The organism is Colwellia sp. MB3u-55, assembly GCF_014076785.1.
Classification (GTDB): domain Bacteria; phylum Pseudomonadota; class Gammaproteobacteria; order Enterobacterales; family Alteromonadaceae; genus Colwellia_A.
Window position 1 is genome coordinate 616,424 of record NZ_JACGUS010000122.1, and the last position, 24,105, is coordinate 640,528.

At 36.8% G+C, this 24,105-nt stretch carries 22 protein-coding genes and 1 pseudogene; 6 read left to right on the forward strand and 17 right to left on the reverse strand.

The window, feature by feature from the left end; genetic code table 11:
- Positions 1 to 80: 80 nt before the first annotated feature.
- On the forward strand, positions 81 to 488 hold the full coding sequence (gene hslR, locus H4J66_RS18980; RefSeq protein ID WP_070374949.1) for a ribosome-associated heat shock protein Hsp15: 408 nt from the start codon (positions 81 to 83) through the stop codon (positions 486 to 488).
- Between the two features lie 2 nt (positions 489 to 490).
- Complete coding sequence (gene hslO / locus H4J66_RS18985) at positions 491 to 1,354, forward strand: Hsp33 family molecular chaperone HslO (protein WP_182176457.1); 864 nt, start codon at positions 491 to 493, stop codon at positions 1,352 to 1,354.
- Between the two features lie 42 nt (positions 1,355 to 1,396).
- On the opposite strand, the gene H4J66_RS18990 is transcribed toward hslO, so the two are convergent.
- The 5 genes from H4J66_RS18990 to H4J66_RS19010 all read right to left on the reverse strand — a co-directional run bounded on the left by H4J66_RS18990 (position 1,397) and on the right by H4J66_RS19010 (position 8,705).
- Positions 1,397 to 1,969, reverse strand: coding sequence for a hypothetical protein (locus H4J66_RS18990; RefSeq protein WP_182176458.1), 573 nt, complete (start codon positions 1,967 to 1,969; stop codon positions 1,397 to 1,399).
- A 118-nt stretch (positions 1,970 to 2,087) separates the two neighbouring features.
- Entirely contained in the window at positions 2,088 to 6,002 is a 3,915-nt protein-coding gene (locus H4J66_RS18995) for a rhombosortase-dependent M36 family metallopeptidase (RefSeq protein ID WP_182176459.1), read from the reverse strand.
- 449 nt (positions 6,003 to 6,451) lie between these two features.
- Positions 6,452 to 7,210, reverse strand: coding sequence for a TIGR04219 family outer membrane beta-barrel protein (locus H4J66_RS19000; RefSeq protein ID WP_182176460.1), 759 nt, complete (start codon positions 7,208 to 7,210; stop codon positions 6,452 to 6,454).
- A gap of 13 nt (positions 7,211 to 7,223) precedes the next feature.
- The gene (locus H4J66_RS19005) at positions 7,224 to 8,216 is read right to left on the reverse strand and encodes a DUF2333 family protein (RefSeq protein ID WP_182176461.1); all 993 of its coding nucleotides are present in this window, start codon (positions 8,214 to 8,216) and stop codon (positions 7,224 to 7,226) included.
- A gap of 9 nt (positions 8,217 to 8,225) precedes the next feature.
- Positions 8,226 to 8,705, reverse strand: a complete 480-nt coding sequence (locus H4J66_RS19010; protein ID WP_182176462.1) for a copper chaperone PCu(A)C — start codon at positions 8,703 to 8,705, stop codon at positions 8,226 to 8,228.
- Between the two features lie 70 nt (positions 8,706 to 8,775).
- On the opposite strand from H4J66_RS19010, the pseudogene H4J66_RS19015 reads away from it, so the two are divergent.
- A pseudogene (locus tag H4J66_RS19015) lies at positions 8,776 to 9,510 on the forward strand (enoyl-CoA hydratase/isomerase family protein).
- A 54-nt stretch (positions 9,511 to 9,564) separates the two neighbouring features.
- Here the strand turns inward: H4J66_RS19015 and H4J66_RS19020 are convergent.
- The 12 genes from H4J66_RS19020 to H4J66_RS19070 all read right to left on the reverse strand — a co-directional run bounded on the left by H4J66_RS19020 (position 9,565) and on the right by H4J66_RS19070 (position 19,662).
- Positions 9,565 to 9,900 carry a hypothetical protein gene (locus H4J66_RS19020; protein WP_182176463.1) on the reverse strand — a complete coding sequence of 112 codons (336 nt, stop codon included), beginning with the start codon at positions 9,898 to 9,900 and terminating at the stop codon, positions 9,565 to 9,567.
- A gap of 82 nt (positions 9,901 to 9,982) precedes the next feature.
- Positions 9,983 to 10,195 (reverse strand): PspC domain-containing protein, encoded by a 213-nt coding sequence (locus H4J66_RS19025; RefSeq protein WP_182176464.1) that lies wholly within the window; start codon positions 10,193 to 10,195, stop codon positions 9,983 to 9,985.
- 120 nt (positions 10,196 to 10,315) lie between these two features.
- On the reverse strand, positions 10,316 to 10,978 hold the full coding sequence (gene pspA / locus H4J66_RS19030; protein WP_182176465.1) for a phage shock protein PspA: 663 nt from the start codon (positions 10,976 to 10,978) through the stop codon (positions 10,316 to 10,318).
- 292 nt (positions 10,979 to 11,270) lie between these two features.
- The gene (locus H4J66_RS19035; RefSeq protein ID WP_182176466.1) at positions 11,271 to 12,158 is read right to left on the reverse strand and encodes a sulfurtransferase; all 888 of its coding nucleotides are present in this window, start codon (positions 12,156 to 12,158) and stop codon (positions 11,271 to 11,273) included.
- Positions 12,159 to 12,267: 109 nt separating this feature from the next.
- Positions 12,268 to 12,399, reverse strand: a complete 132-nt coding sequence (locus tag H4J66_RS20535; RefSeq protein WP_259364605.1) for a hypothetical protein — start codon at positions 12,397 to 12,399, stop codon at positions 12,268 to 12,270.
- Between the two features lie 10 nt (positions 12,400 to 12,409).
- Positions 12,410 to 12,688 (reverse strand): hypothetical protein, encoded by a 279-nt coding sequence (locus H4J66_RS19040; protein ID WP_182176467.1) that lies wholly within the window; start codon positions 12,686 to 12,688, stop codon positions 12,410 to 12,412.
- 276 nt (positions 12,689 to 12,964) lie between these two features.
- Positions 12,965 to 13,939, reverse strand: a complete 975-nt coding sequence (gene dusA, locus H4J66_RS19045; RefSeq protein ID WP_220463343.1) for a tRNA dihydrouridine(20/20a) synthase DusA — start codon at positions 13,937 to 13,939, stop codon at positions 12,965 to 12,967.
- A gap of 292 nt (positions 13,940 to 14,231) precedes the next feature.
- The gene (maoP, locus tag H4J66_RS19050; protein ID WP_182176468.1) at positions 14,232 to 14,591 is read right to left on the reverse strand and encodes a DUF413 domain-containing protein; all 360 of its coding nucleotides are present in this window, start codon (positions 14,589 to 14,591) and stop codon (positions 14,232 to 14,234) included.
- 178 nt (positions 14,592 to 14,769) lie between these two features.
- Entirely contained in the window at positions 14,770 to 15,618 is an 849-nt protein-coding gene (locus H4J66_RS19055) for an alpha/beta hydrolase (RefSeq protein WP_259369178.1), read from the reverse strand.
- A gap of 57 nt (positions 15,619 to 15,675) precedes the next feature.
- Positions 15,676 to 16,902 (reverse strand): ectonucleotide pyrophosphatase/phosphodiesterase, encoded by a 1,227-nt coding sequence (locus H4J66_RS19060; protein ID WP_182176469.1) that lies wholly within the window; start codon positions 16,900 to 16,902, stop codon positions 15,676 to 15,678.
- Positions 16,903 to 17,106: 204 nt separating this feature from the next.
- Entirely contained in the window at positions 17,107 to 19,416 is a 2,310-nt protein-coding gene (locus H4J66_RS19065; RefSeq protein ID WP_182176470.1) for a hypothetical protein, read from the reverse strand.
- Positions 19,417 to 19,506: 90 nt separating this feature from the next.
- On the reverse strand, positions 19,507 to 19,662 hold the full coding sequence (locus H4J66_RS19070) for a hypothetical protein (protein ID WP_182176471.1): 156 nt from the start codon (positions 19,660 to 19,662) through the stop codon (positions 19,507 to 19,509).
- A gap of 935 nt (positions 19,663 to 20,597) precedes the next feature.
- Between H4J66_RS19070 and zur the strand changes: the two genes are divergently transcribed.
- The 3 genes from zur to H4J66_RS19085 all read left to right on the forward strand — a co-directional run bounded on the left by zur (position 20,598) and on the right by H4J66_RS19085 (position 24,063).
- Positions 20,598 to 21,035, forward strand: coding sequence for a zinc uptake transcriptional repressor Zur (gene zur / locus H4J66_RS19075; RefSeq protein WP_070374992.1), 438 nt, complete (start codon positions 20,598 to 20,600; stop codon positions 21,033 to 21,035).
- A gap of 161 nt (positions 21,036 to 21,196) precedes the next feature.
- Positions 21,197 to 23,548 (forward strand): M1 family metallopeptidase, encoded by a 2,352-nt coding sequence (locus H4J66_RS19080; protein ID WP_182176472.1) that lies wholly within the window; start codon positions 21,197 to 21,199, stop codon positions 23,546 to 23,548.
- Positions 23,548 to 24,063, forward strand: coding sequence for a DUF6702 family protein (locus H4J66_RS19085; RefSeq protein WP_182176473.1), 516 nt, complete (start codon positions 23,548 to 23,550; stop codon positions 24,061 to 24,063). Before H4J66_RS19080 ends, H4J66_RS19085 begins: the two co-directional genes overlap by 1 nt.
- Positions 24,064 to 24,105 lie beyond the last annotated feature (42 nt).

Consider the following 24,105-nt stretch of genomic DNA (forward strand, 5'->3'; position numbering starts at 1 on the left):
GACTCAGTTAAAAGACTAGACATTATAAGCAATTATGATATTTTCGCCGCGACATATATTTATAGGAAGATGGTAAGTAGATGAAACATAATTCACCTCTCACTGAAAACACTTCAACCCGTCTCGATAAGTGGTTATGGGCTGCTCGTTTTTACAAAACACGTGCCATTGCCAAACAAATGATTGATGGTGGTAAAGTGTTCTATAATGGTCAACGAACAAAGTCGGGTAAAGTCGTTGCTTTAGGAGACAAAGTTGTCTTACGCCAGAGTTATGAAGAACGAGAAATTATTGTTGTGGCGCTGGCAGATAAACGTCGAGATGCGAGTTTTGCGCAAACTCTTTACCAAGAAACGCCCAACAGTATTACCACTCGTGAAAAAAATGCCTTAGCACGTAAACAAGGTACTTTACTTAGCCCCGCTAGTGATACCAAACCCGATAAAAAACAACGTCGACAATTAATACAATTTAAAGAAAGGATCTAACTGTGACTGTTAAAACTGATGTTTTAAATCGCTATTTATTTGATGGTAAGCATGCTCGTGGAGAGCTTGTACAACTGACTAAAGCTTATCAAGAAATTATTGCTTTGCATGAATACCCTCCGGGCGTGCAAGCCTTGTTAGGTGAATTAGTTGCCGCCACTTGCTTGCTTACTGCTACTTTAAAGTTTGAGGGTGAAATTACCGTTCAATTACAGGGCGATGGCCCCATTAGTTATATGTCCGTTAATGGTGACGATAAACAAAATATGCGTGGCATAGCCCGTTTAGCTGAGCCAACTGCTGGTATAGGCTTAAAAGAACTAATAGGTAAAGGTACGATGGTTATTACTATACGTCCTGAAAAAGGCGAACCTTACCAAGGAGTTGTTGCACTAGATAAAGATAATTTAGCTGATTGTTTAGCACATTACTTTGAAGTTTCTGAACAAATACCCACAAAAATCTGGTTATTTAATAATGCTGACAATACTCAAGTTGCTGGTAGCTTGATACAACTGCTTCCTGATAGTGATAGCAAGGAAACTCAGCTTAGTGATTTTGAACACTTGTGCCAACTAACCAATACAATAAAAGCAGATGAGATCTTTTCGTTAGACGCTGAAGACTTATTGTATCGTTTGTATCATCAAGAGGAGGTTCGTTTATTTGAACCTCAATCGGTTAATTATCAATGCAGTTGTTCTGAGGAAAAATGTTTAACGGCTATTTCTCAAGTTTCACCAAGCGAATTGATAAGCATTATAGAAGAGCAAGGTTGCGTATCGATGACTTGTGAATATTGTTTAACAACGTATAAGTTTGATGAACCAAAACTTGCACACTTTATTCATGAGCCCAAGCACTAGTTTACCCTTAGACTTAACGTCTTAATTCTACCTGTTCGCCTTTTAGCGCTCTTCTGCTAATGGGCGACCCACTTTACCACTGTAATCTATTTCTATTTCTACCCGCTCAAACTGCTTTGCTGCTAAAAGTGATTTATAATAACCTAAGAGTTCGACGCCCTCTTCTGGCGTTAATCGATAAGTACTTTTAGCTATTTCATTAATATTTGCGGTATTGTCATAGCTTGTTAAGCTGGCTAAGTTTTTAACAATGACCACAAAAGTGCCCTTTATCGTACCCGTTTCTGACATTAATAAATTAACAACTTTAGCGCCATTAGTCAGCTTATCTGTTTGTAGTTCAAATTTCTGTTCGTTGAGCATTAAGTATTTATTTTCTGAATTTGTCAGTTTTTTAAAAACGTTGTTATTTTTTAAACTTTCATTACTTTCACTTAAACCGCTACTAGTGGCCCGTGCAAGTGTTTCATTAGTTGTAGCAACTGATGTGTTTGACTTTAAAGAAGCAGCTTCTTTATCGCTGGTTTTTTTCTCTAGTGGTTGTACGACTTCTCTTTTATCTGAACAAGCCATTAAAAAAGTGACACTAAGGGCGATGACACTAAGGTTATGCATATTTCCTTCCTTTTTATTTACAGTCATAATTAAGTGATAAACATTTAGTTATAAAAAAAGCTGATTGAATGACCAATCAGCTTTATTTTTACTTGTTGTTACTACTTGTTGTTACTACTTACTTTTTACGGCGACGTAATAACGCTAAAGGTAATAGCAAGAAGGCTAATAAGCCAGTTGAACCACCGCTAGAATTTTTTCTAGCCGGAACCATACTAGGCATATCATTAACCACTACAGAGAAACTCTGGGTAGCATCGACAGTACCATCATTAACACTTGCTACAAATGTTAGTGTTTCACTACCAGATTCAATACTAGGAGAAGTGAAAGATATGGCGGCTGTGTTTGAGCCCGCTAATGTCACTGTTGGACCAGAGGTTTGTTCCCAGCTGTATGTTAATGCATCACCATTAGGATCTGTAGCTTCAACACTCATGCTAACAGAGATACCTTCTCTAACAATGCGCTCTACATCAGTAACAGCTGTTACAATCGGTGCACGGTTATCACAAGCAACACTATCACCCGCAACTACATCACTGAAAATCGAGCTATTTACATTGTCAAATTGAACACCATCAATCAACCAACCTAAGTTATTTGCTGTAAAATCACTTACTGCGCGGAAACGGAATTTAACTTCATTACCATTTAGTGCTTCACCAAAAGATACGCCTTCATAACCAGCTGCGAAGTCCGTAAAGCTCAGACGTTCAGATAATGCTGTACCAGCTTCAGTGAAAATCGGATTCCCGTTGTAACCATCACCTAAGAAAGTACCACCCATCTCAGTAACATCAGCCCAGTCACCACCGTTAACACTTACTTCAACAACACCGCCATCCCAATTAGCTTCGAAGTCATAGTAATGGAACCAGTTAATAACAAAATCACCATCGAAACCAACGCTAAATGCTCTTGTTTCATAAGCGACATCTGATTCAAAGCCATTATTATTGATAAATAAATACTGTTGTCCTAGAACGCCACCAAGAGCACCGGCAAATCTTGTATCTAAATATCCAGTACCGACAGCAGCTTCACCACCACCCATAACATTTTCCATAAAGTCGTGCTGTGATGATAATGTTTCCATATCATCAACAGTAGAAGAACCTACTGGTGCGCGATCTTTAAAGTCATAATTAACCTTTGTAGTAAACGAATAATCGTTAACAACATCGGCTTTAAGTCCAGGGAAAGTAACTTTGAATTCAACGTCTTCTGCCATACTTGCATCATTCAACGTAAATTCGATAGGTGAACTTGTAGCTGATCCAGTTACACCTAGACTATCAAAAGTTACCACACCTTCATTTGCAAATGTTACATCTTGATCGCCTACGACTTCAATTTGTGCGGTAATATTTTCATAAGTCTCACTACCACGGTTTTCAATAGTAAAGCTAACTGTTGCAGTTTCACCTTTATCAAGCACGCTATCTTTAGAACAGTAACCTGAAGTAAGTCCTTCATAGTTAGTATTTAACATATGAGTATTTGCAGAGAATGAACTTAATGTTGTTGCATAAGACTCTACCGCGCCTGCATGGTCAGTAGCGAATCGGCTTGGCGACTTAGCTCCTAATCCCATACCACGTTTTGCAAATGCTGCAAGCATAAGGTTGTAATCTTCTACATCGTTTGCATATGCTGCTGACAATATAGCATCTCGACCTTCAGTGAATGTAGGCGCCATTGGCATCATTTTATAACCAGCTACTACATAATCTTTAATTAAGTTCTTAGCTTCATCAAAAGTATGACGCTCGTCATTAACCATGCTAATAAAAGATTCCCAAATCATATTAGAAAATATAGAACCCGGAGAATGCACTAAATCAGGGTAAAGGGCTATATCGCCAAATGTAGATGGGTTAATTGTTGTGTCTGTTGAGTAAGGGTAAGGGCGGATGCCATCCACAAAACTAGCAACATACGTTATAGCAGCGTAACCACCATCATATTCTTCATTGCCTAAAACTAGGTTATCACTAGCGTCTGTTGTAAGCATCAATGCATGAAAATCACCAAAACCTTCACCCATAGAGCGTGCTTGTTGGCTACTTAATCCTGAACTATTACCCACTAAACGGTTACTGATATAGTGACCCCATTCGTGAGCAACAATTGCGTTATCCCATGTACTATCTTTGAATACGCGCGACAGGTCATTTCTGAACATATCAACAGATACTTTTTCATCTGCATCTAATAATGCGTAGATTGCTGCGCCATCGCTAAAGTTAATACCAAAGCTAGGAATAGTTACAGCATCGTTGCCTCCCCCCATAGGAGCAGGTGTACCATCATTACTGTTATTAGCAATAAATACTGCAATAGCGCCAGCAGCTTGAGCATTAAGAACTTTATCTGTAAATGCACAAGCGCCACGATCGATAACAGCGATTTTACCAGCAAGGTCAGCGCCATTAATGGCCGCTTCACAACCATCATTTATTGGAGCAGTTGCATCTTCTAGACGAACCAAATCACCTGATAAATCAAAAGTTTCTGCACCAAAACTAGCGATTTGAAGAACAGATATCATTCCTATATCTGCATGTGAAGTAACGGTGGCACCATAGTCATTGCCATTTACCGCTTGTGTTGTTTCCCAAAGATACATCTGCATGCGTGGTGAGCCACCATCCGCAGGTGTTGACATGTTTGCATTGTTAAAACCAGAGTTATCTTGAACCTCTACGTTTAATGCATCTCCTTCTTCACCACCTCGACCGTAGTTTAATGTCTGAGCATTACCAGCAAGCTCATCAAATCCATGATCATAATAGTCATCATGTAAATAGTTATTTACGTAGAATAAGTTAACAATCGCCGCTTTACGGTTTCCAACTGAATATTCGGCTTCAGAAACATCATATTTATAATCAAAGGTATTACTACTGGTCACTTCTGCCATGTAATCACCGTTGCTAAAACCTTGAGGTGCAATAGCATCCACATAAGCGGTAACATTGTTACCCATGGTCATAGTTGCATCATCAGCTAACCAAGCATCACCAGTACTGATAGGTCCGTGACTTGTGCTTATCATAGTTGCATTTAAGTATTCTTGTGTAATAAACGCACTTCGGTCGCTTCCTTCAGGGGCTGGCATAACTTCACCATGAGGGCTATCCCATGGCTTACCTTCAGCGTCGGCAAAAACGCGATAATTAAAATCAGCTGCATGGCTAGTTAAGTTATTCTTAAATAAAACCTCACCGGTTTTAGCAGCAACAACATAGCCATAATACTCTGATTCGCGACTGTCTATTTCGCCTGTTTCTACTTCAACGTAGTGAGCAGCAACAATTTTATTTTTATGTTCAAAAAATACTTTTTTAGCGCGTGGTTCGCCAAGTATTATTTTTTGAGAAGACGTATTAGCGACAGCAAATTTTTCGTACTTATCAGTTGATTTTTTGTTTGTTAATTTAATCGTAGCACTATCGCCACCCATCGCCAAAAACACGGCTTTAACAGAACTAGCGGCGTCATCAAAAGCAGAGTCGACACTTTTCAACAATAGATTTGATGATTTAACAGCCTTGTCACTTGCTAAGTAACCCGATGAAGCGACTAAATTGAATTCGCGATCCATCATGATATTGTATTCACGATTAAAAACTTCAATACCTGCAATTTCTTGCTTATATTTAGCAATTTTTGCGCCACGACCAATATCATGGATATTCGCTAATATAGGCACAGCTAGGCTTGGCTTTGACTCAGATAAACCGGTAAGTTGCTTCAAATAAAAATCTGCAGCAAAAGCATTCTGATGCTCTGCAGAAACTGCCATCATATTTGGGAGAGAATTTTTTGCACTTGCCCACTGAAAAGTATTTTTACCTAATTGAGCATCAAATTGATTACTCATACCACTGATAGTAGCTACTTGGTTTGACACAACTGGAGCAGGTGCATTTAAAAAAGCGCCTGTATCTGAAGCTACAGCTCCCATAGAAGCAGAAACTATTGCAGCACCTACGAATGTGGCTATGATTGATTTATTAAATTTCATACGATTCCCTAACTATATTTTTATTATTAACCCATAAATTGGGTACTGAAACATATTATTTTTAACCCACTACGTAGGCTCTATGTTAATTTATCACATTTATGTAACAATAAAGCAATCATTTAGCTTAAAAAATACAAAAAAAAAGTAAAATATACGTTACGTTAATGTAACAAACGCTCATAAGTCAATCACTTGTGAAAAAAGCGTAACAACTACTATTTGTTAATAAATAGTAGCTAATAAGTACACATATATAATATCTCAAACAAGTAACTGATTGGATAGTAGTGATTTATTTATACTAGATTTACCATAACATCACTGAGGGTCTTTAACAGAAGAGTGGTATAAACGCTTATTTTTGCAACAAAAAAAACGCTAATTTTATAATTAGCGCCTTTATCTGTTAAAAAGTTCAGCTTTGTGGAACAAGTCCAATTAAAACCTTAAAAGTGCACAACAACACCTGCAAAAGCACCTTTAAATTCGATATTTGTATACAAGTCATCTAAATCTTCAAGTTCAAATTTAACCGCTTTATAGCCCAGTGTTAAATTTACATCAACCGCTAAGTTATCAATAAGCTCGTAGCTCAAACCGACTTGGTAGTCGTATATAGTATGATCGTCAATCGATAATAAATTACCATTGGCAAAAAGATTAAAACTCGTGCCGGGTAAGCCGATAATTGTTGAAACATAAAGCATAGGTACGATTTCTGTAACAGCTAATGTTCCTTCAACTGATGTACCACCAATAGCTGATGCAACCGTTATATCGCCATCAAAATCACGACCGGTTAAACCGATATCAAAAGAGAAAAGACCGTTATCAAAAATTTCATAATATAAGGTATAGTCAATATAACTAATATCGAAGGTGCTACCGACAGCGGTGCCAGCGTCGAATGTGTTACCAGAAAAGTCAAAATCCTGCGACAAAACTGTTGCGCCATCAGTATCTAACGTTGTTGAGGCTATCATTAGATTGGGGATTAAAGGGATCGGATGTTCTAGGGCAATATAAAATGAACCTTGCTCTTTATCTTCTAAATTAAAATCAACTAAGCCAGTTTGTTCACCAAAAGTACCTGTTGCTTCATTACTCCATATTGAGCCACCAATATAAAGTCCGGCAATAGTATCAGCCATTGCTGATGTTGAAAGTAACCCGGTAACAAGTACTGCTAATGCTGTTTTTTTCATGTTGAACCCTTTATTATCCTTGACTTAATAAGTCATTTAAATCGATTAGTGCTGCGTTAGCACGAGAAATATAATTTGCCATTACTAAAGAATGATTAGCTAATAAACCAAAGCCATCACCATTAAGGATCATTGGACTCCATATAGATTCTTGGCTTGCTTCTAATTCTCGAATAATTTGCTGTACACTTACCTTAGCATTTTTCTTCTCTAATACATCATTAAAATCAATTTCTACGGCGCGTAAAAAGTGAAGTAACGCCCAACACGCACCACGTGCTTCATAAAATTCATTATCAATTTTCCACCAGCTGGTTTTTAAGACAACGCTTGACTGCGCAGATGTTGATTGCTGAGCAACACTATCACCAGCTAAGTCGGTATTTAGCTGTTCACGGCCAACACTCGCACTTAATCGTTGAGAGTAGCTACCCAAACGTTTATTCACTTCTTGGATCCAGTCACGTAAATTATCTGAGCGAGCATAAAATTGCGCTGTTTGACTGTTAACATCACCTAACGCTTTGCGATAGGCATACAATTCGTTAATTGCTTTATTGTATTCACTTTCAGCACTTGGCATCGCCCAACTTTTGTGATCGATATTATATTGAGGCTGAGCAACTTTTAAGTGTTTATTTTCTATTGATTGTGACTGAGAGCGGCTAAACTCTTGACGCATAACAAGCGCCATATCACGCGACATTTCAAGCGCACCAAGCTCCCAAGCTGGGATGTTGTCTAAAAATACCGAGGGTGGCAAAGCATCATTTGACAGATAACCGCCAGGTTTATTTAATAATGTCTCGGTTACTCTAATAAGTGCAGTTGTTGTGGTGTAACCGACAACAGGTTTTATACCAGCTGCCGTTGCATCTTTCGTTGCTTCAGCTCTAATATCAAGCTGTTCAGGTTCAAAACTCCAATAAACGCCGAGAAAATAGCCTGAGAGGATGATAGCAAAAAAAAGGGTGACAAAAGTTTTGCCTGAAAAATTAGTCGTCATGTTGAGCTCCTAATGGTGTTGTTTTTTAGCTGGTTTTTCTTGTTTAATACTTCGCACTGGAATGGTTACGACAAGATCCTTTTGCTGCTTAAAGTGCAATGTTAATGAAAGTTCCTCTTCAGGTAACAAGGCTTTTTTAACGTTAAATATCATTAAGTGATAGCCCATAGGCTGCAATACCACTTTATTATTCCCTTCGATTGTCAATTGTTCAACTTGTCGCATCATCATCATACCATCACTCATGGTGTGTTGATGAATTTCAATTCTATCGGAAAACAAGCCACTGACTCCTGTTAAAATTAGTGCCTCATCATTTTTATTTTCAATCGACATATAAGCTGAAGTTATACTGGTTCCAGGTATGCTAGCTCTCACATAAGGCCCGTCAATAATAATATTACTATCGTGTTCAACAGCAAAAACGTCGCTATTGTTACTGAGTAATGTAAAAGATAATACAATGGCTATAAAACATATTTTATTCATTTCTCGCTATACTTCCTTTTTTAGACAGATTATTTTTATTGCCTTAACATTGTAACTAAGCTGGAGCAAAATGGATAACTTAATTATTAGCCAAGAAAACAATCATGTTTTCACCGTGACTCTTAACCGTAAACATAAAAAAAATGCACTTAATCAAAGTATGTATATCGACTTATGTGCTGCTCTAAAATATGCGAGCGAAAATTCAACTATCCACTGTGTGCTTATTCAAGGCGATGAAAACTGTTTTTGTGCAGGTAATGATTGGGATGACTTTTTATAATGCTCACAAGATAATGAATTATTAGCATTAGATTTTGTACAAGCACTAACAATATTTGATAAACCTCTTATTGCCGCACTTGCTGGCCCGGCAATAGGTATTGGCACTACCTTGTTGTTACATTGCGACATGGTCATAGCGGCAAACAATAGTAAATTTAAATTACCCTTTACTCAGTTAGGTCTATCTCCTGAAGCTGGCTCTAGCCTGTTGTTACCCCTGCGTATTGGTCATAACAAAGCGTTTGAACTTTTAGTACTTGGCAAGCAATTTACTGCCGAACAAGCACTAGATTACGGTCTTATTAATCAAATATGCATACCGGAAGATTTACTAAAAATAGGTAGCGATATTGCTAATACTATTGCTAAATTACCTCATGATTCTCTCATGACCAGTAGAAAATTGATGAAACAACATGCTCAATTGACTATGCAACAGGTCATTGATAACGAAGCTAAAGAATTTAAACGTTTAGTAAAAACGCAGCAATGTAAAAATATTTTAGCGCAATTTTTTTAAAAAAATAAAGCTTAAAGATGAAATAGTCAGCCAAAATTTGCGGGGGTTTCATCTTTAGGCGATTTGTTTTTTGTCCCCTGCCATTAACCAAATAACAACAGCAATAAAAATAACGGGCCAAAATATACCAATCATCACCAAGGCCGCCGCACCAAAAATCATCATACCGATAAAAATTAATGAACCAAACACACTCATAACAATTGCAAATGCCACCATGACAAGAATAACCATAATAATTGCTGAAACACTAATCGCTTTTAAAGGATCAATGAGTTCATCACCAACATGAAGGTCGACATTAAACATTTCTATAAAACTTATTCCTAATGCATAGGTTAAAAATAAGGTTGCAAAAATTGCTAATGTTAATGATTTAAAAAATGACATAATTCCTCCTGCTTACTTAGTTTTACGCACAGCTATCGGTAAATATTATTTACTCGCTATCGCTTTAAGTTAATACTGCCCATTAATGCTTTGTGGGTAATAGTATCGCCGCGACCACATAAGCAACACCGCTAGCTAACGGAAATATAAGCAAAGCACCAATAGCGGCAATACGAACAGCTATTCTTGGTAAGTCATAATATTTTGCGATGCCCGCACAAACGCCTGATAATTTTTTATGGGCAACATCTTTTGTTAAAGTTTTTTTCACTGAATACTCACGTTGATAGCTCATTATTTATTCCTTAATTCTAACCGCTGTTTTGTAAAAAAAGTTAATACGGGAGCAAGACACATGATCATTATGAAATAACTACTGTGATGTATCATGTAATGCCCCCTAATTTTTTGTCACTTAGCCATTTACAACTTGCTTTTTTAAATCGGCTAATTCTTGTTCAATAGATTCATCTGTTTCTAAATCACGAAACTGGCTGGCGAGATCTTTATTCTCGGTAAAGTCATAAGACTCTAATTCAGCTTCTACTCGGTCAATTTTTTGTTGGTAGCGTTCAAATTTATTGATGGCTTCATCTATGTTGTAGACAATCGCTCTTTCACGCACTTTTAAACGTACTTCAACTGACTCTTGGCGCAATGCAAAAGCGTCTTGCTTACGTTTAGCTTCTTGAAGTTTTTCTTGTAAACGTTGACCGTCTTCTTGTACTGCACTCAAAAAAATCTCTAGTTGCGCTAAGTCATCATGGAATTCATTGACTTGTACTGAACATTTTTGCTTTTCATGGAGCGCAGACTTCGCAAGATCATCACGCCCTTTATTAATGGCTAATGCGGCTTTTTCTTGCCAATTATTAATACTGGCTTCTAGTGATGCTATTTTACGCATTAAGGTTTTCTTTTCTGCTATATTTTTTGCTGCAGTAGAGCGTACTTCAACCAAGGTTTCTTCCATTTCCTGAATGATCAATTTAACCATTTTCTCAGGATCTTCAGCTTTATCTAACATATTGTTTAAGTTAGCGTTAATAATATCAGTAAAACGTGAAAACATGCCCATAATCCATTCTCCTACGCAAATGCGCTGCTATTAGTATTTTAATTTAATGACTCATTAAGTATTAATCAAAGTGTTAATGCTTAACTTGCTACTGTGTTTTCTATTACAAGTGACATGCCAACTCAGCAAAACAAATTAAATCACTGTTTATTAAGGGATTTTATAAAGACATCGATTACAGAAAGAAAGGGGACATAATATGTCAGACGAAAATATAGTCAAATTCACAAATTAATTAGTTAATTTGACTATACCCATAACATGGTGGGATTTTATTAAGATGAGCGTTGAATTATTGAGTAACCACTACCGGAAAATAATCACCTGCGCCCCACTCACTCCATGAGCCGTCATAAACTTTTACGTGCTTATAACCGCACATTTCGGCGGTTAACGCTAAAACACAGGCGGTTACCCCAGAGCCACAGCTCATCACCATTGGTTTATTTTCGTTATTAATAGCGTTAAATTTTTCTTTTAAAATATTTTTGGCGAGCAAGCAGCCATCATGCGATAAATCACTAAAGGGTAAATTCACAGAAGAGGGAATATGACCGCTACGAATACCTTCGCGTGGCTCAGCAACGTTGCCCTCAAAGCGTTCTTTAGCCCTAGCATCAACAATAAGGTATTCTTGAGAGTTAAAGTTATGCTCTATATTTTGGCTGCTATAAAAGTATTCTTTACAAAATGTGGCGATAAAGTTACCACGGCTAGTAACGGAAGATGTCGCTGATGAAACACGATACCCTGATACCAACCAAGCGGGTAAGCCGCCATCAAGTACAGCAACATTTTCATGTCCCATTGCTCTAAACATATACCAAGCACGCGCTGCAGAAAATAAGCCTTGGTCATCGTAAACAACAATTTGACTGTCTGTCATTGCCCCTAACGCACGCGCTTGCTGCTGAAAATGTTCAGCACTTGGCATCGTATGGGGAAGTGGATTTGATAAATCAGAAAAGTTTTTATTTAAATCAAATCGTTTGGCATAAGGCAGCGTAAAGTCTGGCCATTTTTTTTCTGGCGAGCGCATATTACCAACGGGTGGGATACTCGCATCAAGCAGTATTATATTTGATAATGATTTTGCAGAGTCTCCGGTCAAATGGAGTGGAGAAAAAAGCAAATCATGCAGCTGACGGCACGATATTATTTGCTGAAAAGTCGAAGGCATAGTTAGCGTCATTCATTTTTGAATAAGGCTTAAAAAATAACGAATAAATCGATTGTTGTACAGTCGAAAAAACAATATAAATTGGCAGGGTACAACAAATTCCCTGCATTTAGCTTGCTGCTTGTTTTTCGGCTGATGATTGTTCACGGTTATTTTCTACTAGGCTTACCACTAAAGACGCTGCCAATAAAAATACAGCAGGTAACATCAATAACGTAAAAATTAGCTCTAAGCTAGGCATAATCAATTCCTTACTCATCCGCTGCTTTAGCGGTATTCTTTTGTTGAGTACCCTTTTTGTTACTAAGCTTAGCCACTAAAATTTGGGAATATTTGTTGTTGGCTAAAGCTGACATCGTGATATCTGGCTGAACTTTATCTTTTACGCTACTCGTTAATTTTGTATTAAGTTGTTCAATGCCTGTTTTAACCATCAGATTAGCGATAGTTTTGATGTCTGTGGTGTTGTCTGCAAAACTGTTAAAAGATAATAAAGCGGTAGTTAATGTGGTGATCAATAATGTTTTCATGTTTTTCTCCGAGTTTTATAATAGTTAAGTCGTAATATCTATTACAAAGGTTGTGCCAGAGATCAAAAAAAAATTAAGCAATTGAATTTTATAGGATTAATTAATCTATGCTTTTATCATAAAAATAAAACTTAAGACTAAATAAAAGAAAAGTGGTCAAAAAAGCCAATTATTAATAATTATAGCGATAACATTATCTTTATCGCTAAACGGCAAGATAAATAGTATTCCGATTTAGGGATACAATTTCCCAAAATCGGTACACAAAACAGAAAATTACTCGCCTGCAGGAAGGGTCACTTGTGCGAACGCATCAAAAAGAACTTGGCTGGTAACTGTATTACCACTGCATTGCTCACTTAAATAACGACGAAACTGCCTAGCACCCGCTAAACCATTGCAGAGTCCAAGCATATGGCGAACAACATGCCAAGCACGCCCGCCGTTGGCAATATGAATATCAATATAGCGCGCCATCTCGGCAACGATTTGCTCACGAGAAAGAATCTCCGTGTTTGTTTGATAAATCGCGTTGTCTGCTTCAACTAACATATATGGGTTTTGATAAATTTCACGGCCTATCATCACACCATCAATATGAGTTAAATGCTCATTCGCCTCATCATAGCTTTTAATACCGCCATTAATTGAAATTTGTAACTGTGGAAAGTCTTTTTTGATTTGATAAACACGACCATAATCAAGGGGGGGAACTTCCCTATTTTGCTTAGGGCTTAAACCGCTTAACCAAGCTTTACGTGCGTGAATAATAAAATGTTTACAGTCAGCTTGAGAGACCACATCAACAAAATTATGTAAAAACTCATAACTGTCATGGTCATCAATACCGATACGCGATTTAACGGTAACCGGAATATTGGCTGCCGCTTGCATCTCATTGACACAGTCAGCGACCAAAGAAGGTTCAGCCATTAAACAAGCACCAAAGCGACCATTTTGCACACGATCAGATGGACAGCCAACATTAATGTTAATTTCATCATAACCATACTGTTCAGCCATTTTCGCACACTCTGTCATGGCTTTAACATCACTTCCCCCCAATTGCAGTACAACAGGATGCTCTTCTTTGTTAAAGGATAAATAATCACCTTTACCAAATATAATTGCGCCAGTAGTCACCATTTCGGTGTATAGCACGGTGTGCTTTGACATAACACGATAGAAGTAACGGCAATGGCGATCAGTCCAATCGAGCATGGGTGCAACGGAAAGTTTATGTGAAATCATAAAGTTATAAAAAACCTTTAAGTTTAAAGCGAATGCAGCTGTTGGAAACAACAACAGAAAATTTCGCTGATTATAAAGGCTTTAGCGATGTTAAACAAAAGAAATAATGCCAAGTGACAGCACCGAAAGCCTCGATAGCTTTCAGCTATTTTTATGGTATAAAGATGAGTGAATTTTAAATAACATCACTTAATAATTTGGCGAATTAACGCCTAGTCAATTTGAACCTAAATCGGGGCTAAGTTATAGCAAGTATCTTGCATAAATAGCCTAATAGATTAACAAGAAAAGGTTAATCTAGGTCGTCAGGATCTGACTCAAGTTCGTCTGTTTCAACTTTAGTTCGACCAAATAAGGTATGGAATTGCTTGGGTGTTAAAATTATGTTTTGATATTTTAACCAAGCCTTCTCAATGGTGTTGCTGACAACAGCCTTACCACGACAAACTTCAACAAAATGTTGCTCTTCTTCGGTAACTGGCAGGCGACTTCCTAAAGAAAGTGCCATTAATGCAACGCCATATTTTTCTAATGCTTCGGCCTCAGCCAAGTTAAAGTCACCAGAACGCTTTATGCCACGCGGATAATTTCTATCATCGTAAAAATTTCTATTTACCTTAAAACTTTCTGCTGATATTGCTAAATTAGCCATTTTATAAACTCTACTAAAATATAAATATACTGATAATCGCATTTTTAACTTAATATCGATTAATTGGCAATTATTTTTTTAACGTTAATTAGAATATTTTACTTAATATATATTATTTACTGTTATATAGACTATTCGTGACTTTTTTTTAGGCTAAAAATACAAAACTAGCATGAGGTTATATTTTGTAAATCCAATGTAGTCCTTGAATGACCGTCGTAGGAAAAGCGGTTTGATGATTGGCTTCTGGGATAATGACAATTTTTGCTTTTACATGAGTTTGCTGCCAATTAAGTATTTTTTCATAAAAATTTTCAGCATCTTTGACCATGTCATGACTGCTGTCTAATGCTTTTGATTCACGCTCGCCAATAGCAATAAAAATATTTGCATTAATGGTTAACTGCCGCTTTCGATGCGCTTCTTCTAATGTAAAAATAACCTTATTATCAAACCAATAAGAAGGACTACCGAGTATGTAATGATTAAATAATGTCGGTTTAGTTAATAAAATGTATGTACCAAATAATCCGCCAAGCGAGTTACCTACAAAGGTTCTATCTTGTCGATCCGTTCGATAATTTTTATCGATATAATTGATAACACTAGCTTCGATAAACGCCATATGTTGTTGAGCACCACCTGTTGTTTGTTGCCAGGATTTATTGATTGTTGGGGTATAGTCTCGCACTCTGCTAGCATCTCGCTTCGACCCTTTTGCATATGAAATGCCAACGATAATTGCTTCTTTCATTTTTTGTGCATTCATTGGATAACGGGTTGCCCCAGAAACAATCTGAAAAGTATACCAAGCATCGGTTAGGTAAATGACGGGGTAAGTTTTATCATCATTTTTAGCATAAGATTTAGGTAACTTTATAAATAATGGATAAACACGTTGACTGTCGGGATCTTTAATTTCAACGACTTTACTTCTTGGTATTTGAAAAGGCGTAGTGGCAAAAGCCATTGATAGCTCGCTGGTCAATATTAATAGCAGCGTTAAACTATATATTACTAGTTTCAAGTGAACTCTCTTTCTTTATTCAATGAAAAGTCGATATGTGTACTTAACCATAACGAGTTATTTAAGTAACGGTTTCATAATCGCTAATTTACCATCAATTGGGGTGGTGATTTCTAGGCCTAAAATGTCTGCAATTAATGGCATAATATTTATATTTTCAGCTGTATCTAACTGATATGCTTTTTTAAACGCGGGCCCTTGTGCATAGAATATTCCGTCCATGTCCGTAGTGTCAAACTGACTCCAGCCATGATTTCCTTTACTGGTTTTCCCGGTAAAACCTATCGACCAATCGTTATCGGTTAAACAAGCTATATCACCGATACGACTTGATTTTGAGGCGTTAAATTTTGCTGGAATATCTTGGTATTGATAACATTTATAATGTTTAGCTTGTTGATTTAATCGTGCAACAGTTTGAGCTAATGTGCGGGTAGACTTACCCTCATCGTATATAAGTGTAATAGGGTTGGTTGCTAAAACTTTATATTCCTCATTTAACCAATTAGGTAAATATTCATAATTTTTAGCAGGATAGTCGGCCATACCATGATCAGAGACAATAATAATATTTACTTCAAAATCTAACGCGCGTACTTTTTCAACCATTTCACGAATGGTGCTATCTACACGGTTAATAGCAGCAATAAGCTCAGGTGAATCTTGACCAAAACCATGCCCTGCACTGTCTATATCATGAAAATAAGTGGTTATTAATTGCGGCCGCTCGCTTGAAGGAAGCTGATACCAATTTAATACACCATCTATGCGTTCTTGATGTGAGGCGTTGTGATCATATTTTTTAAAATGAGACGGGTAAATACCGGCAATAGCGGCTTCAGAGCTTGGCCAAAAATAGTTAGCGGTACGCATATTTTGTTCTTCTGCAATAATCCACAAGGGTTTACGTAAATAAAAGTCAGGATTGGTCACCGCTTCCGAGTCTCTTATGCTGTAGGTTTTATTTAAATCGCGAGCATAGAAACGGTTGGACACTATGCCATGATTCTCAGGGTATGACCCCGTAACAATACTCAAATGGTTAGGAAAGGTTTTTGTCGGAAAAGTAGGACGTAATGATGTTAAATGAGCAGACTCTTTAGCAAATTGAGACAAGAAGGTTGGCTGATATTTATCAACATAATCCCACCTAAAACCATCCAGTGAAATTAACAACACATAAGGTTTAGGATTAGGGTTGGATGCCATACCTAGTGAATTTTTTGATTCTGATGTGCATGCATTTAAGGCAAATAACATGCCTATTATAAATAATTTATTCACAGTAATTTCTCATCAATAATTAGTGTTTAAGGGCTTTCTAGCATTGTTTTTTTATTAACATAAAATCGTTATTTTTTTTATCTTAAGACGAGTATTTATTGACTCAACGCGGGGCGTAAATAAGACAATCGCTTCAATTAAACATCAGCATAATAATTATTTATTTTGTGCTAATGCCTTTTCATAATTGAGCGCTCGGTAAAATTAGTAGAGCTTTACCCGGTAAATACTATCCATTGATTGAAGGACTACAGATAATCTATCATCATTATCAACAAACCAATAGCTTGCCGCAGGAATCGACGGGAGTGCTATAAGCTCAACAAAAGTTGAGGCGTCATAAACTGCTAGATTGGTAACTATAATATTATGCGCTTGATTATGATATCGGATATGTTCATTTTTCTTAGGAAAATAAGTTTCTTCGCCCGTAAAGGTATACAGTACTTCAGAAGTGTCATTTATCTTAATAACAGTGTTTCTAGCAAGCAGTGTTTCATTGACGCCATCAATGAAAATAGCCCGTTCTTGGTTACCGGAGTAATTGTAAGTATCGCGACTATCCGCCAGTGGAGTCGCAACAGCTTCAATCGCGAAAGGATCTAATGTTAATGAGAACAATTCATAACCACTGCTATCTGTATCCGACACATATAATAATTTATTGTCGTTTAATGGAGATTGAACAATGTTATTGACGTTAGCTAAAGCGTTGTTGGTAAGCGCAAAGTCTGTCGTTGACAAGTTAAATTGCTCAAGTGAATCATCATTTACAAATATAAGTTGATTAGCCGCGCACTTTTTAAGGCTATGAGCAGAGCCCGTTTGCTGATACGACTCAATAAACCTTAGCGTTTGGTGGTCATATGAAAATATTTGGTAGCTGTAATCGTCATAATTGAGACCCGTTAAAAATATACGTTCTTGATCAGCCGAGAAACAAATATGGTCAAAAATAATATTGGTTTCATTAGAAGCCTGAATTAAGTGACCTGTTTCAAGATCAAAGACTTTTATTACGGTATTGAAATCATTTATTGCAATAAGATGGTTGAACACAGATGAGTATCGAACCTGCTCTACGGTATGATCTAATGTAACTGCCTCACCGACAATGCCAACGATTTGTTTAACTGAGTGTCCGCCTGAACTTTGTTCAACATATTTTTCACTGGTTTTCAGTTTATAGTTTCCATCGTAATAAATATTATAAAAACCTTTAGATTCATTGGTATCAAAAGAAAGGGTAATGTTGTTTTCAGTTGCTAAAATAATGGGTTGGTAAAAAGAATTAGAGACCGAAAGAGTTGAAACTTGTATCGGAGTATTTGAATAACTACTATTAATAGATACTTTTTTATTAAATTTTATAATGACCTTTTCAACGGGATCATTTTCAATCGTCTCTTTAGTAATTGAAATAGCTTTAAACGGTGTTAACTCTTGGATAAAAGCTAGTGCTTGGGCATTATCATGTAAATTAAATAAGGCGGATGAAGTCCATGCTACTGTTTCTGCTTCACCTATAAGTTCTTGGTTAAGGTGCAATTGCATATATTTATTTGTGATAAATGTTAGCAATATTTCTTCATTTTGAGCGTTGGTCAGTCTAAAGGTTCCAGCAGGTGATTGTGATGCGTAACCTTTACCTGAATATGGCGAGGTAACGGTAGAGGTTAAAGTGGTCTCGAAGGCAAATAGTTTACTCGTTATTATACTGGTAATATCGACTTGGTAATGCGGATATTGATTACTACCTGGCGCGTTAATATGTTGATTAATTGTCGTTTGCTTTAGAGAGTCAGTAACAACCAATAAATCATCAGTTTTAACTTTAAAGTCGATTGCTTTTATATCAAGTTTTCTGTTTTTACTTTGATAATTTAAAACGAGATCTCCCTCTAAATCTTCAGTACTTGCGCTCCACGTTTGCTTGCTTGTTAGCAAAAGCTCAAACATTAACTCTAATGAAAGTGAAGGCTCTTCTATCGTAGAGATAATAAAGCGCGTAGAGGAAAACTTTGCACTTAGGCCCTTAATAAGGAAACTATCCGAGTAAGGACTCTTGCTGTCATCAAGTTGAATATCCTGCTGGGTAATATTAACTAAGGCAGTCACTGTTGTGGTTGAATTTTCTCTATCAATAATATCGGTTTGGTAACTACAGTTTGTAAAAACTAATTGGTAACTATTTTCTGTATCGTCAATAATTTTTTCAACGGTACCTGTACTATTACAGTCTCTAATTAAGATGTTTTCAGGTGCATGATGAAACCAAATAATTTCCTGTTCAATGATGTCTGCGGCATCAATACTCGCTTCGAGTAACACCGTACTCCAGATGGCAATATCACCAGCATTATCTTCTGTAAAAATCGCGTCGACAACAGGTGACGTTGGTACAGTAGGCTGCGGTGTCGTTATTTTTTCTGAACGTTCACCACTGCCACCACCACAAGAAGCTAAAAGAGCCAGTGATATTAAGCTCACTAAAAGAGAAGCAGTATAATTCATTCAAAAACATCCATTTGTTATAATTAATCCTAAATAGGCGAGACATTTATACCTAAAGATCAATATATTTACAATTGAAACGTTTCTTCTTTATTGGGGTAAATCAATAACCAAATTGAATTTTTCAGAGTTTTTCCATAGGTTAAGTAATACAGTAAATTCTGCTATTTCATGAGCAGATGCAGTTGAGCTGAGGATTTTTTCAGAGAGGGTATTCATTCGATCAAATTCATTGACATTCATCATTAACATTCCTTGTTATATGTCAATGAATTATGATTTAAATAATGAAAAAGGTATAGCTTTTAGTGAGTTAGTTTATGAATCTTTGTGACAAACGTTACTGAGAGCACCGCTTAATTAACGATTATTTGCCCAACGTCTCTTCCCTGGTCTTACTGAGCAAGTGCAGGTGCCTGACGCACACTCTTTAGTAAAATATAAATATTAACTCTATAGCGCTAAAGCCAACAAAGATTTATTGAAGAAAACGTTTAAATAATTTTACTGAAATCACTTGATTTTATATCACTTTTTCAGTTTTCGTTTGAGCTCTTCCTTTGTCAACATTGCTTGTGGAGACAGCCTTAATTCTGCGTTTAAGTCGACAACGGCGCTTTAGCCATTAGCCACAATAGTATCGCTATTTATATTTAAACTGCGTTTTATCGCTTTACGGCATAATTAGGCAATAAAGCAATGCGGTTGGCTAAACTGAAAGCAGCTTTCATTAGACGCTTACCTGTTAAATAGGTCTCATTAATTATCACCCATTTTTTGCCTGACGTCCTGAGAAAATAGCCGGAGTGTATACTAACTCTCGTAGTCGGCCATCGGATAAATTAAAATACAAGACATGATTTTGGAGTGTTAAATCTAAATATTCAAATTCAGCCATGTTAAGTCCATAGTAAAAAATTTATTATTATCGATTAAAGATGAGACGTAGATATCGCAGGGGGCAGATAAACTTGCTAAACCAGTAAAGTGAATTTATCTTGGTACTTAGCTGTTATTCAACTATCAAATATTACATTCCATTTTTGTAAACGTTGAGAGTACCAACAACCCACTTTTAATTTAAAGGGTTAAGTAATTAACCTTTCAAGCATATTACATCATCAAAATCTCTGTGTTAAACTGCTAAAAAATAACCCAATCATGCAAGTACCTAACTCATAATGAATGCAGAAGAATTATTAATACAAGCAAAAGAGTCTTGCAAGAAGCGTGGTGCACGATTTACTTTGGCTCGCGAACAAGTATTTAAACTATTAACCGGACATAGCGGTGCTATTGGTGCTTATGATCTGCTTGATGAATTAAAGCTAATTGACCCAGCAGCAAAACCAGCAACCATCTATCGTGCTTTAGATTTCCTTGGTAAACAAGGCTTTGTTCATAAGATTGAGTCTATAAATGCTTTTGTGATGTGTCATCATTTCAGTGAGTGTAATCATCCCGTGCAATTACTTATTTGTGACCGTTGCGGACATGTTGAAGAAATTCAATCTTCTAATTTAGACTTAGCTTTACGCTCGATGGCAGATGCAACCGGCTTTACCATTAGCCATCAAATTGTTGAAGCGCATGGTGCTTGTCAAAGCTGTAGTAAATAGCGTTATTATTCAGGAGTAATAATAACTTTAACACCCCCATTAAACTCATATTTAGAGCTATTGGTCGCATAAGAAGTACCCTCCCCCTTAACTCAGTGAACTTATTTATGCTATAAGTACACGGTTAAACATGCCCATATTATAAAATATTCAGGAAGCCTATGAAATATTCAATCAAGTCAGCGTTAATTTGCTTATTTGTTGTTGCCAGTGGTAGCGCAATAGCGAAAAACACCATTAGTAGCGATAAATTTCGTCAATTAGAAGAATCTTTACCAACACCCAACACTTATAGAACTGCGTCAGGCGCACCAGGTCACCAGTATTGGCAACAACAAGTTGATTATAAAATTAATATTCAACTTGATGATAAAACGCAAACCTTAACGGGTAGCGAAACAATGAGTTATACCAATAATTCCCCTGACACTTTACGCTACTTGTGGATACAGTTAGATCAAAACCGCTTAAAACGTGACTCTGATAATCGCTTAACAGCGACAGCTCCTAGTAAAAAAATAACTTATAGCGGATTGCGTGGCGCTATCGAATCAACTGAATTTGATGGCGGTAATACAATTACTGCAGTTACAGCATCAAACGGTAGTGCTCTTGACTATGTGATTAACGGCACAATGATGCGCGTTATCTTACCTAAGGCATTAAAACCCGGCGATGATGTTGAATTAAATATTAAGTGGAACTATAAGCTTCATGAACAAAAAGTGTTAGGTGGCCGTTCGGGTTACGAATACTTTAAAGAAGACGATAACTATTTATATGAACTTGCTGGCTGGTTTCCTCGCGCAGCAGCATACTATGACGTTATGGGCTGGCAAAATAAGCAGTTTTTAGGTAACGGCGAATTCACTTTAGAGTTTGGTGATTACGACGTTAAGATCACCGTTCCTGCTGATCATATTGTTGCCGCTACCGGTGAGTTACAAAATGAAAGCAAGGTCTTAACAAAAACACAACGTAAACGCTTAGAACAAGCTAAAAGCGCTAAGAAACCTGTGCTTATCGTTACCGTTGATGAAGCACTTGAAAACGAAAAATCTCGCTCAACAAAAACGAAAACCTGGCATTTTAAAGCTAAAAATGTTCGTGATTTTGCTTTCGCATCAAGCCGTAAATTTATTTGGGACGCTCAAGGTTATAAAGAAGGCGGTACCGATACCATGGCGATGTCTTTTTACCCTAATGAAGGTAATCCATTATGGGAAAAGTACTCAACTGAAGCTATTATCCATACCATGCAACAGTATAATAAATATACCTTTGCTTACCCATACCCAGTATCAATTTCAGTCAACGGACCCGTTGGTGGCATGGAATATCCGATGATCACTTTTAATGGTCCTCGCCCAACACTTGACAAAGAAACAGGTGAAAAAACCTATTCTCGTGGTACTAAATACGGCTTAGTTGGAGTAATTATTCACGAAGTGGGTCATAACTACTTTCCAATGATCGTTAACTCTGATGAGCGTCAATGGACTTGGATGGATGAAGGTTTAAACACTTTCCTACAGTTTTTAGCACAGCAAGCATGGGAAGAAGGTTATCCTTCACGTCGCGGTCATGCTGCTGACATTACTAATTACATGAAAAGTACTAACCAGGTACCTATTATGACCAACTCTGAATCAATTCTTCAGTTTGGTAATAATGCCTACGGTAAGCCAGCAACAGCATTAAATATTTTACGTGAAACCGTTATGGGCCGAGAATTATTTGATTTTGCCTTTAAGGAATATGCACAACGTTGGATGTTTAAACGCCCAACACCTTCAGACTTTTTCCGCACCATGGAAGATGCATCAGCCGTTGATTTAGATTGGTTCTGGCGTGGTTGGTTCTACACAACAGATCATGTTGATATCGCTTTAGGTAATATTCATTTATATCGTCCTAATAGCCAAAACCCTGATACAGAAGCCGCTTGGAATCGTGCCTTAGAAAGTGAAAAGCCGACATTCATTAGTGACCTTCGTGATAAAGGTCAATGGCTTAGAACAACTGACAAGCCTGAGTTGTTAGATTTTTACAACGAACATGACAAATTTACGGCAACCAATAAAGCACGTAATACCTATAACAGCGCAAATAAAAAGTTAGAGCAATGGCAAAAAGATCTCCTTGTTGATAAAAGAAATTTCTACATCGTTGATTTTGAAAATAAGGGTGGCTTGGTCATGCCTATTATTGTGCAATTAACTTTTGCAGATAAAACAACAAAACAAGTACATATTCCTGCAGAAATCTGGCGTAAAAACAGTAAAAATGTTTCTAAATTATTTATTACTGATAAAGAGATTACGGCTATCGCTATTGATCCAAACTGGGAGACAGCTGATGTAGATGTTAACAATAACTACTGGCCAACACGCCCTATTAAATCAAGCTTTGAATTATACAAACGTAAGAAAAAAGACATGATGCGTGACTATAATGTTAAATTAAAGTCAGCTGATGACGAAAAAGAAGACAAGGAAGAAGAAGATAAATAATGACAAAAACCTCATTATTTAAAAGCTTTATTGTTTGTTTATTGTGTGGCGTTGCGCTTTCAAGCGCAGCCCACCGATACTTCTTTGGATTAACTGATTTATCAGTTAATCCAAGAACCCATAACATAGAAGTTATTCATCAGTTTACGGCTCACGATATTGATAATGCTATTGCTGAACAACAGCAAATACGCTTTTCAGCTGAGCATCCTGAATACGAAAAGTTAATTCAAAACTATGTTGAAGCACATTTCCAACTTATTGATGTTCAAGATAATAAAAAACAGCCAATAAAGCTCAATTGGATAGGTTTAGAAGTCGCTAAAGGTAACGTTTATATTTACCAAGAAGCTAATTTTGAAAACTTTTTATCCGGATTAGTGGTAAAAAATGATTTACTCATCGATACTTACCCTAAGCAAGTAAATACTGTAAATTATAAAAACGAAACAATTAGTGGCAGCTTAACTTTTTCGAAATCAGTTAAAATTGCAATAATAAAAAACAATAACTAGTAGGAACGATTTACATTTGCTAAATTAACATGCAAAATAAAA

Excerpts from the sequence above, each read along its gene's own strand:
- hslR (WP_070374949.1), top strand. The coding sequence starts at position 81 with ATGAAACATAATTCACCTCTCACTGAAAACACTTCAACCCGTCTCGAT.
- H4J66_RS18990 (WP_182176458.1), bottom strand. The coding sequence starts at position 1,969 with ATGCATAACCTTAGTGTCATCGCCCTTAGTGTCACTTTTTTAATGGCT.
- H4J66_RS18995 (WP_182176459.1), bottom strand. The coding sequence starts at position 6,002 with ATGAAATTTAATAAATCAATCATAGCCACATTCGTAGGTGCTGCAATA.
- H4J66_RS19000 (WP_182176460.1), bottom strand. The coding sequence starts at position 7,210 with ATGAAAAAAACAGCATTAGCAGTACTTGTTACCGGGTTACTTTCAACA.
- H4J66_RS19005 (WP_182176461.1), bottom strand. The coding sequence starts at position 8,216 with ATGACGACTAATTTTTCAGGCAAAACTTTTGTCACCCTTTTTTTTGCT.
- H4J66_RS19010 (WP_182176462.1), bottom strand. The coding sequence starts at position 8,705 with ATGAATAAAATATGTTTTATAGCCATTGTATTATCTTTTACATTACTC.
- H4J66_RS19020 (WP_182176463.1), bottom strand. The coding sequence starts at position 9,900 with ATGTCATTTTTTAAATCATTAACATTAGCAATTTTTGCAACCTTATTT.
- H4J66_RS19025 (WP_182176464.1), bottom strand. The coding sequence starts at position 10,195 with ATGAGCTATCAACGTGAGTATTCAGTGAAAAAAACTTTAACAAAAGAT.
- pspA (WP_182176465.1), bottom strand. The coding sequence starts at position 10,978 with ATGGGCATGTTTTCACGTTTTACTGATATTATTAACGCTAACTTAAAC.
- H4J66_RS19035 (WP_182176466.1), bottom strand. The coding sequence starts at position 12,158 with ATGCCTTCGACTTTTCAGCAAATAATATCGTGCCGTCAGCTGCATGAT.
- H4J66_RS20535 (WP_259364605.1), bottom strand. The coding sequence starts at position 12,399 with ATGCCTAGCTTAGAGCTAATTTTTACGTTATTGATGTTACCTGCTGTA.
- H4J66_RS19040 (WP_182176467.1), bottom strand. The coding sequence starts at position 12,688 with ATGAAAACATTATTGATCACCACATTAACTACCGCTTTATTATCTTTT.
- dusA (WP_220463343.1), bottom strand. The coding sequence starts at position 13,939 with ATGATTTCACATAAACTTTCCGTTGCACCCATGCTCGATTGGACTGAT.
- maoP (WP_182176468.1), bottom strand. The coding sequence starts at position 14,591 with ATGGCTAATTTAGCAATATCAGCAGAAAGTTTTAAGGTAAATAGAAAT.
- H4J66_RS19065 (WP_182176470.1), bottom strand. The coding sequence starts at position 19,416 with ATGAATTATACTGCTTCTCTTTTAGTGAGCTTAATATCACTGGCTCTT.
- H4J66_RS19070 (WP_182176471.1), bottom strand. The coding sequence starts at position 19,662 with ATGATGAATGTCAATGAATTTGATCGAATGAATACCCTCTCTGAAAAA.
- zur (WP_070374992.1), top strand. The coding sequence starts at position 20,598 with ATGAATGCAGAAGAATTATTAATACAAGCAAAAGAGTCTTGCAAGAAG.
- H4J66_RS19080 (WP_182176472.1), top strand. The coding sequence starts at position 21,197 with ATGAAATATTCAATCAAGTCAGCGTTAATTTGCTTATTTGTTGTTGCC.
- H4J66_RS19085 (WP_182176473.1), top strand. The coding sequence starts at position 23,548 with ATGACAAAAACCTCATTATTTAAAAGCTTTATTGTTTGTTTATTGTGT.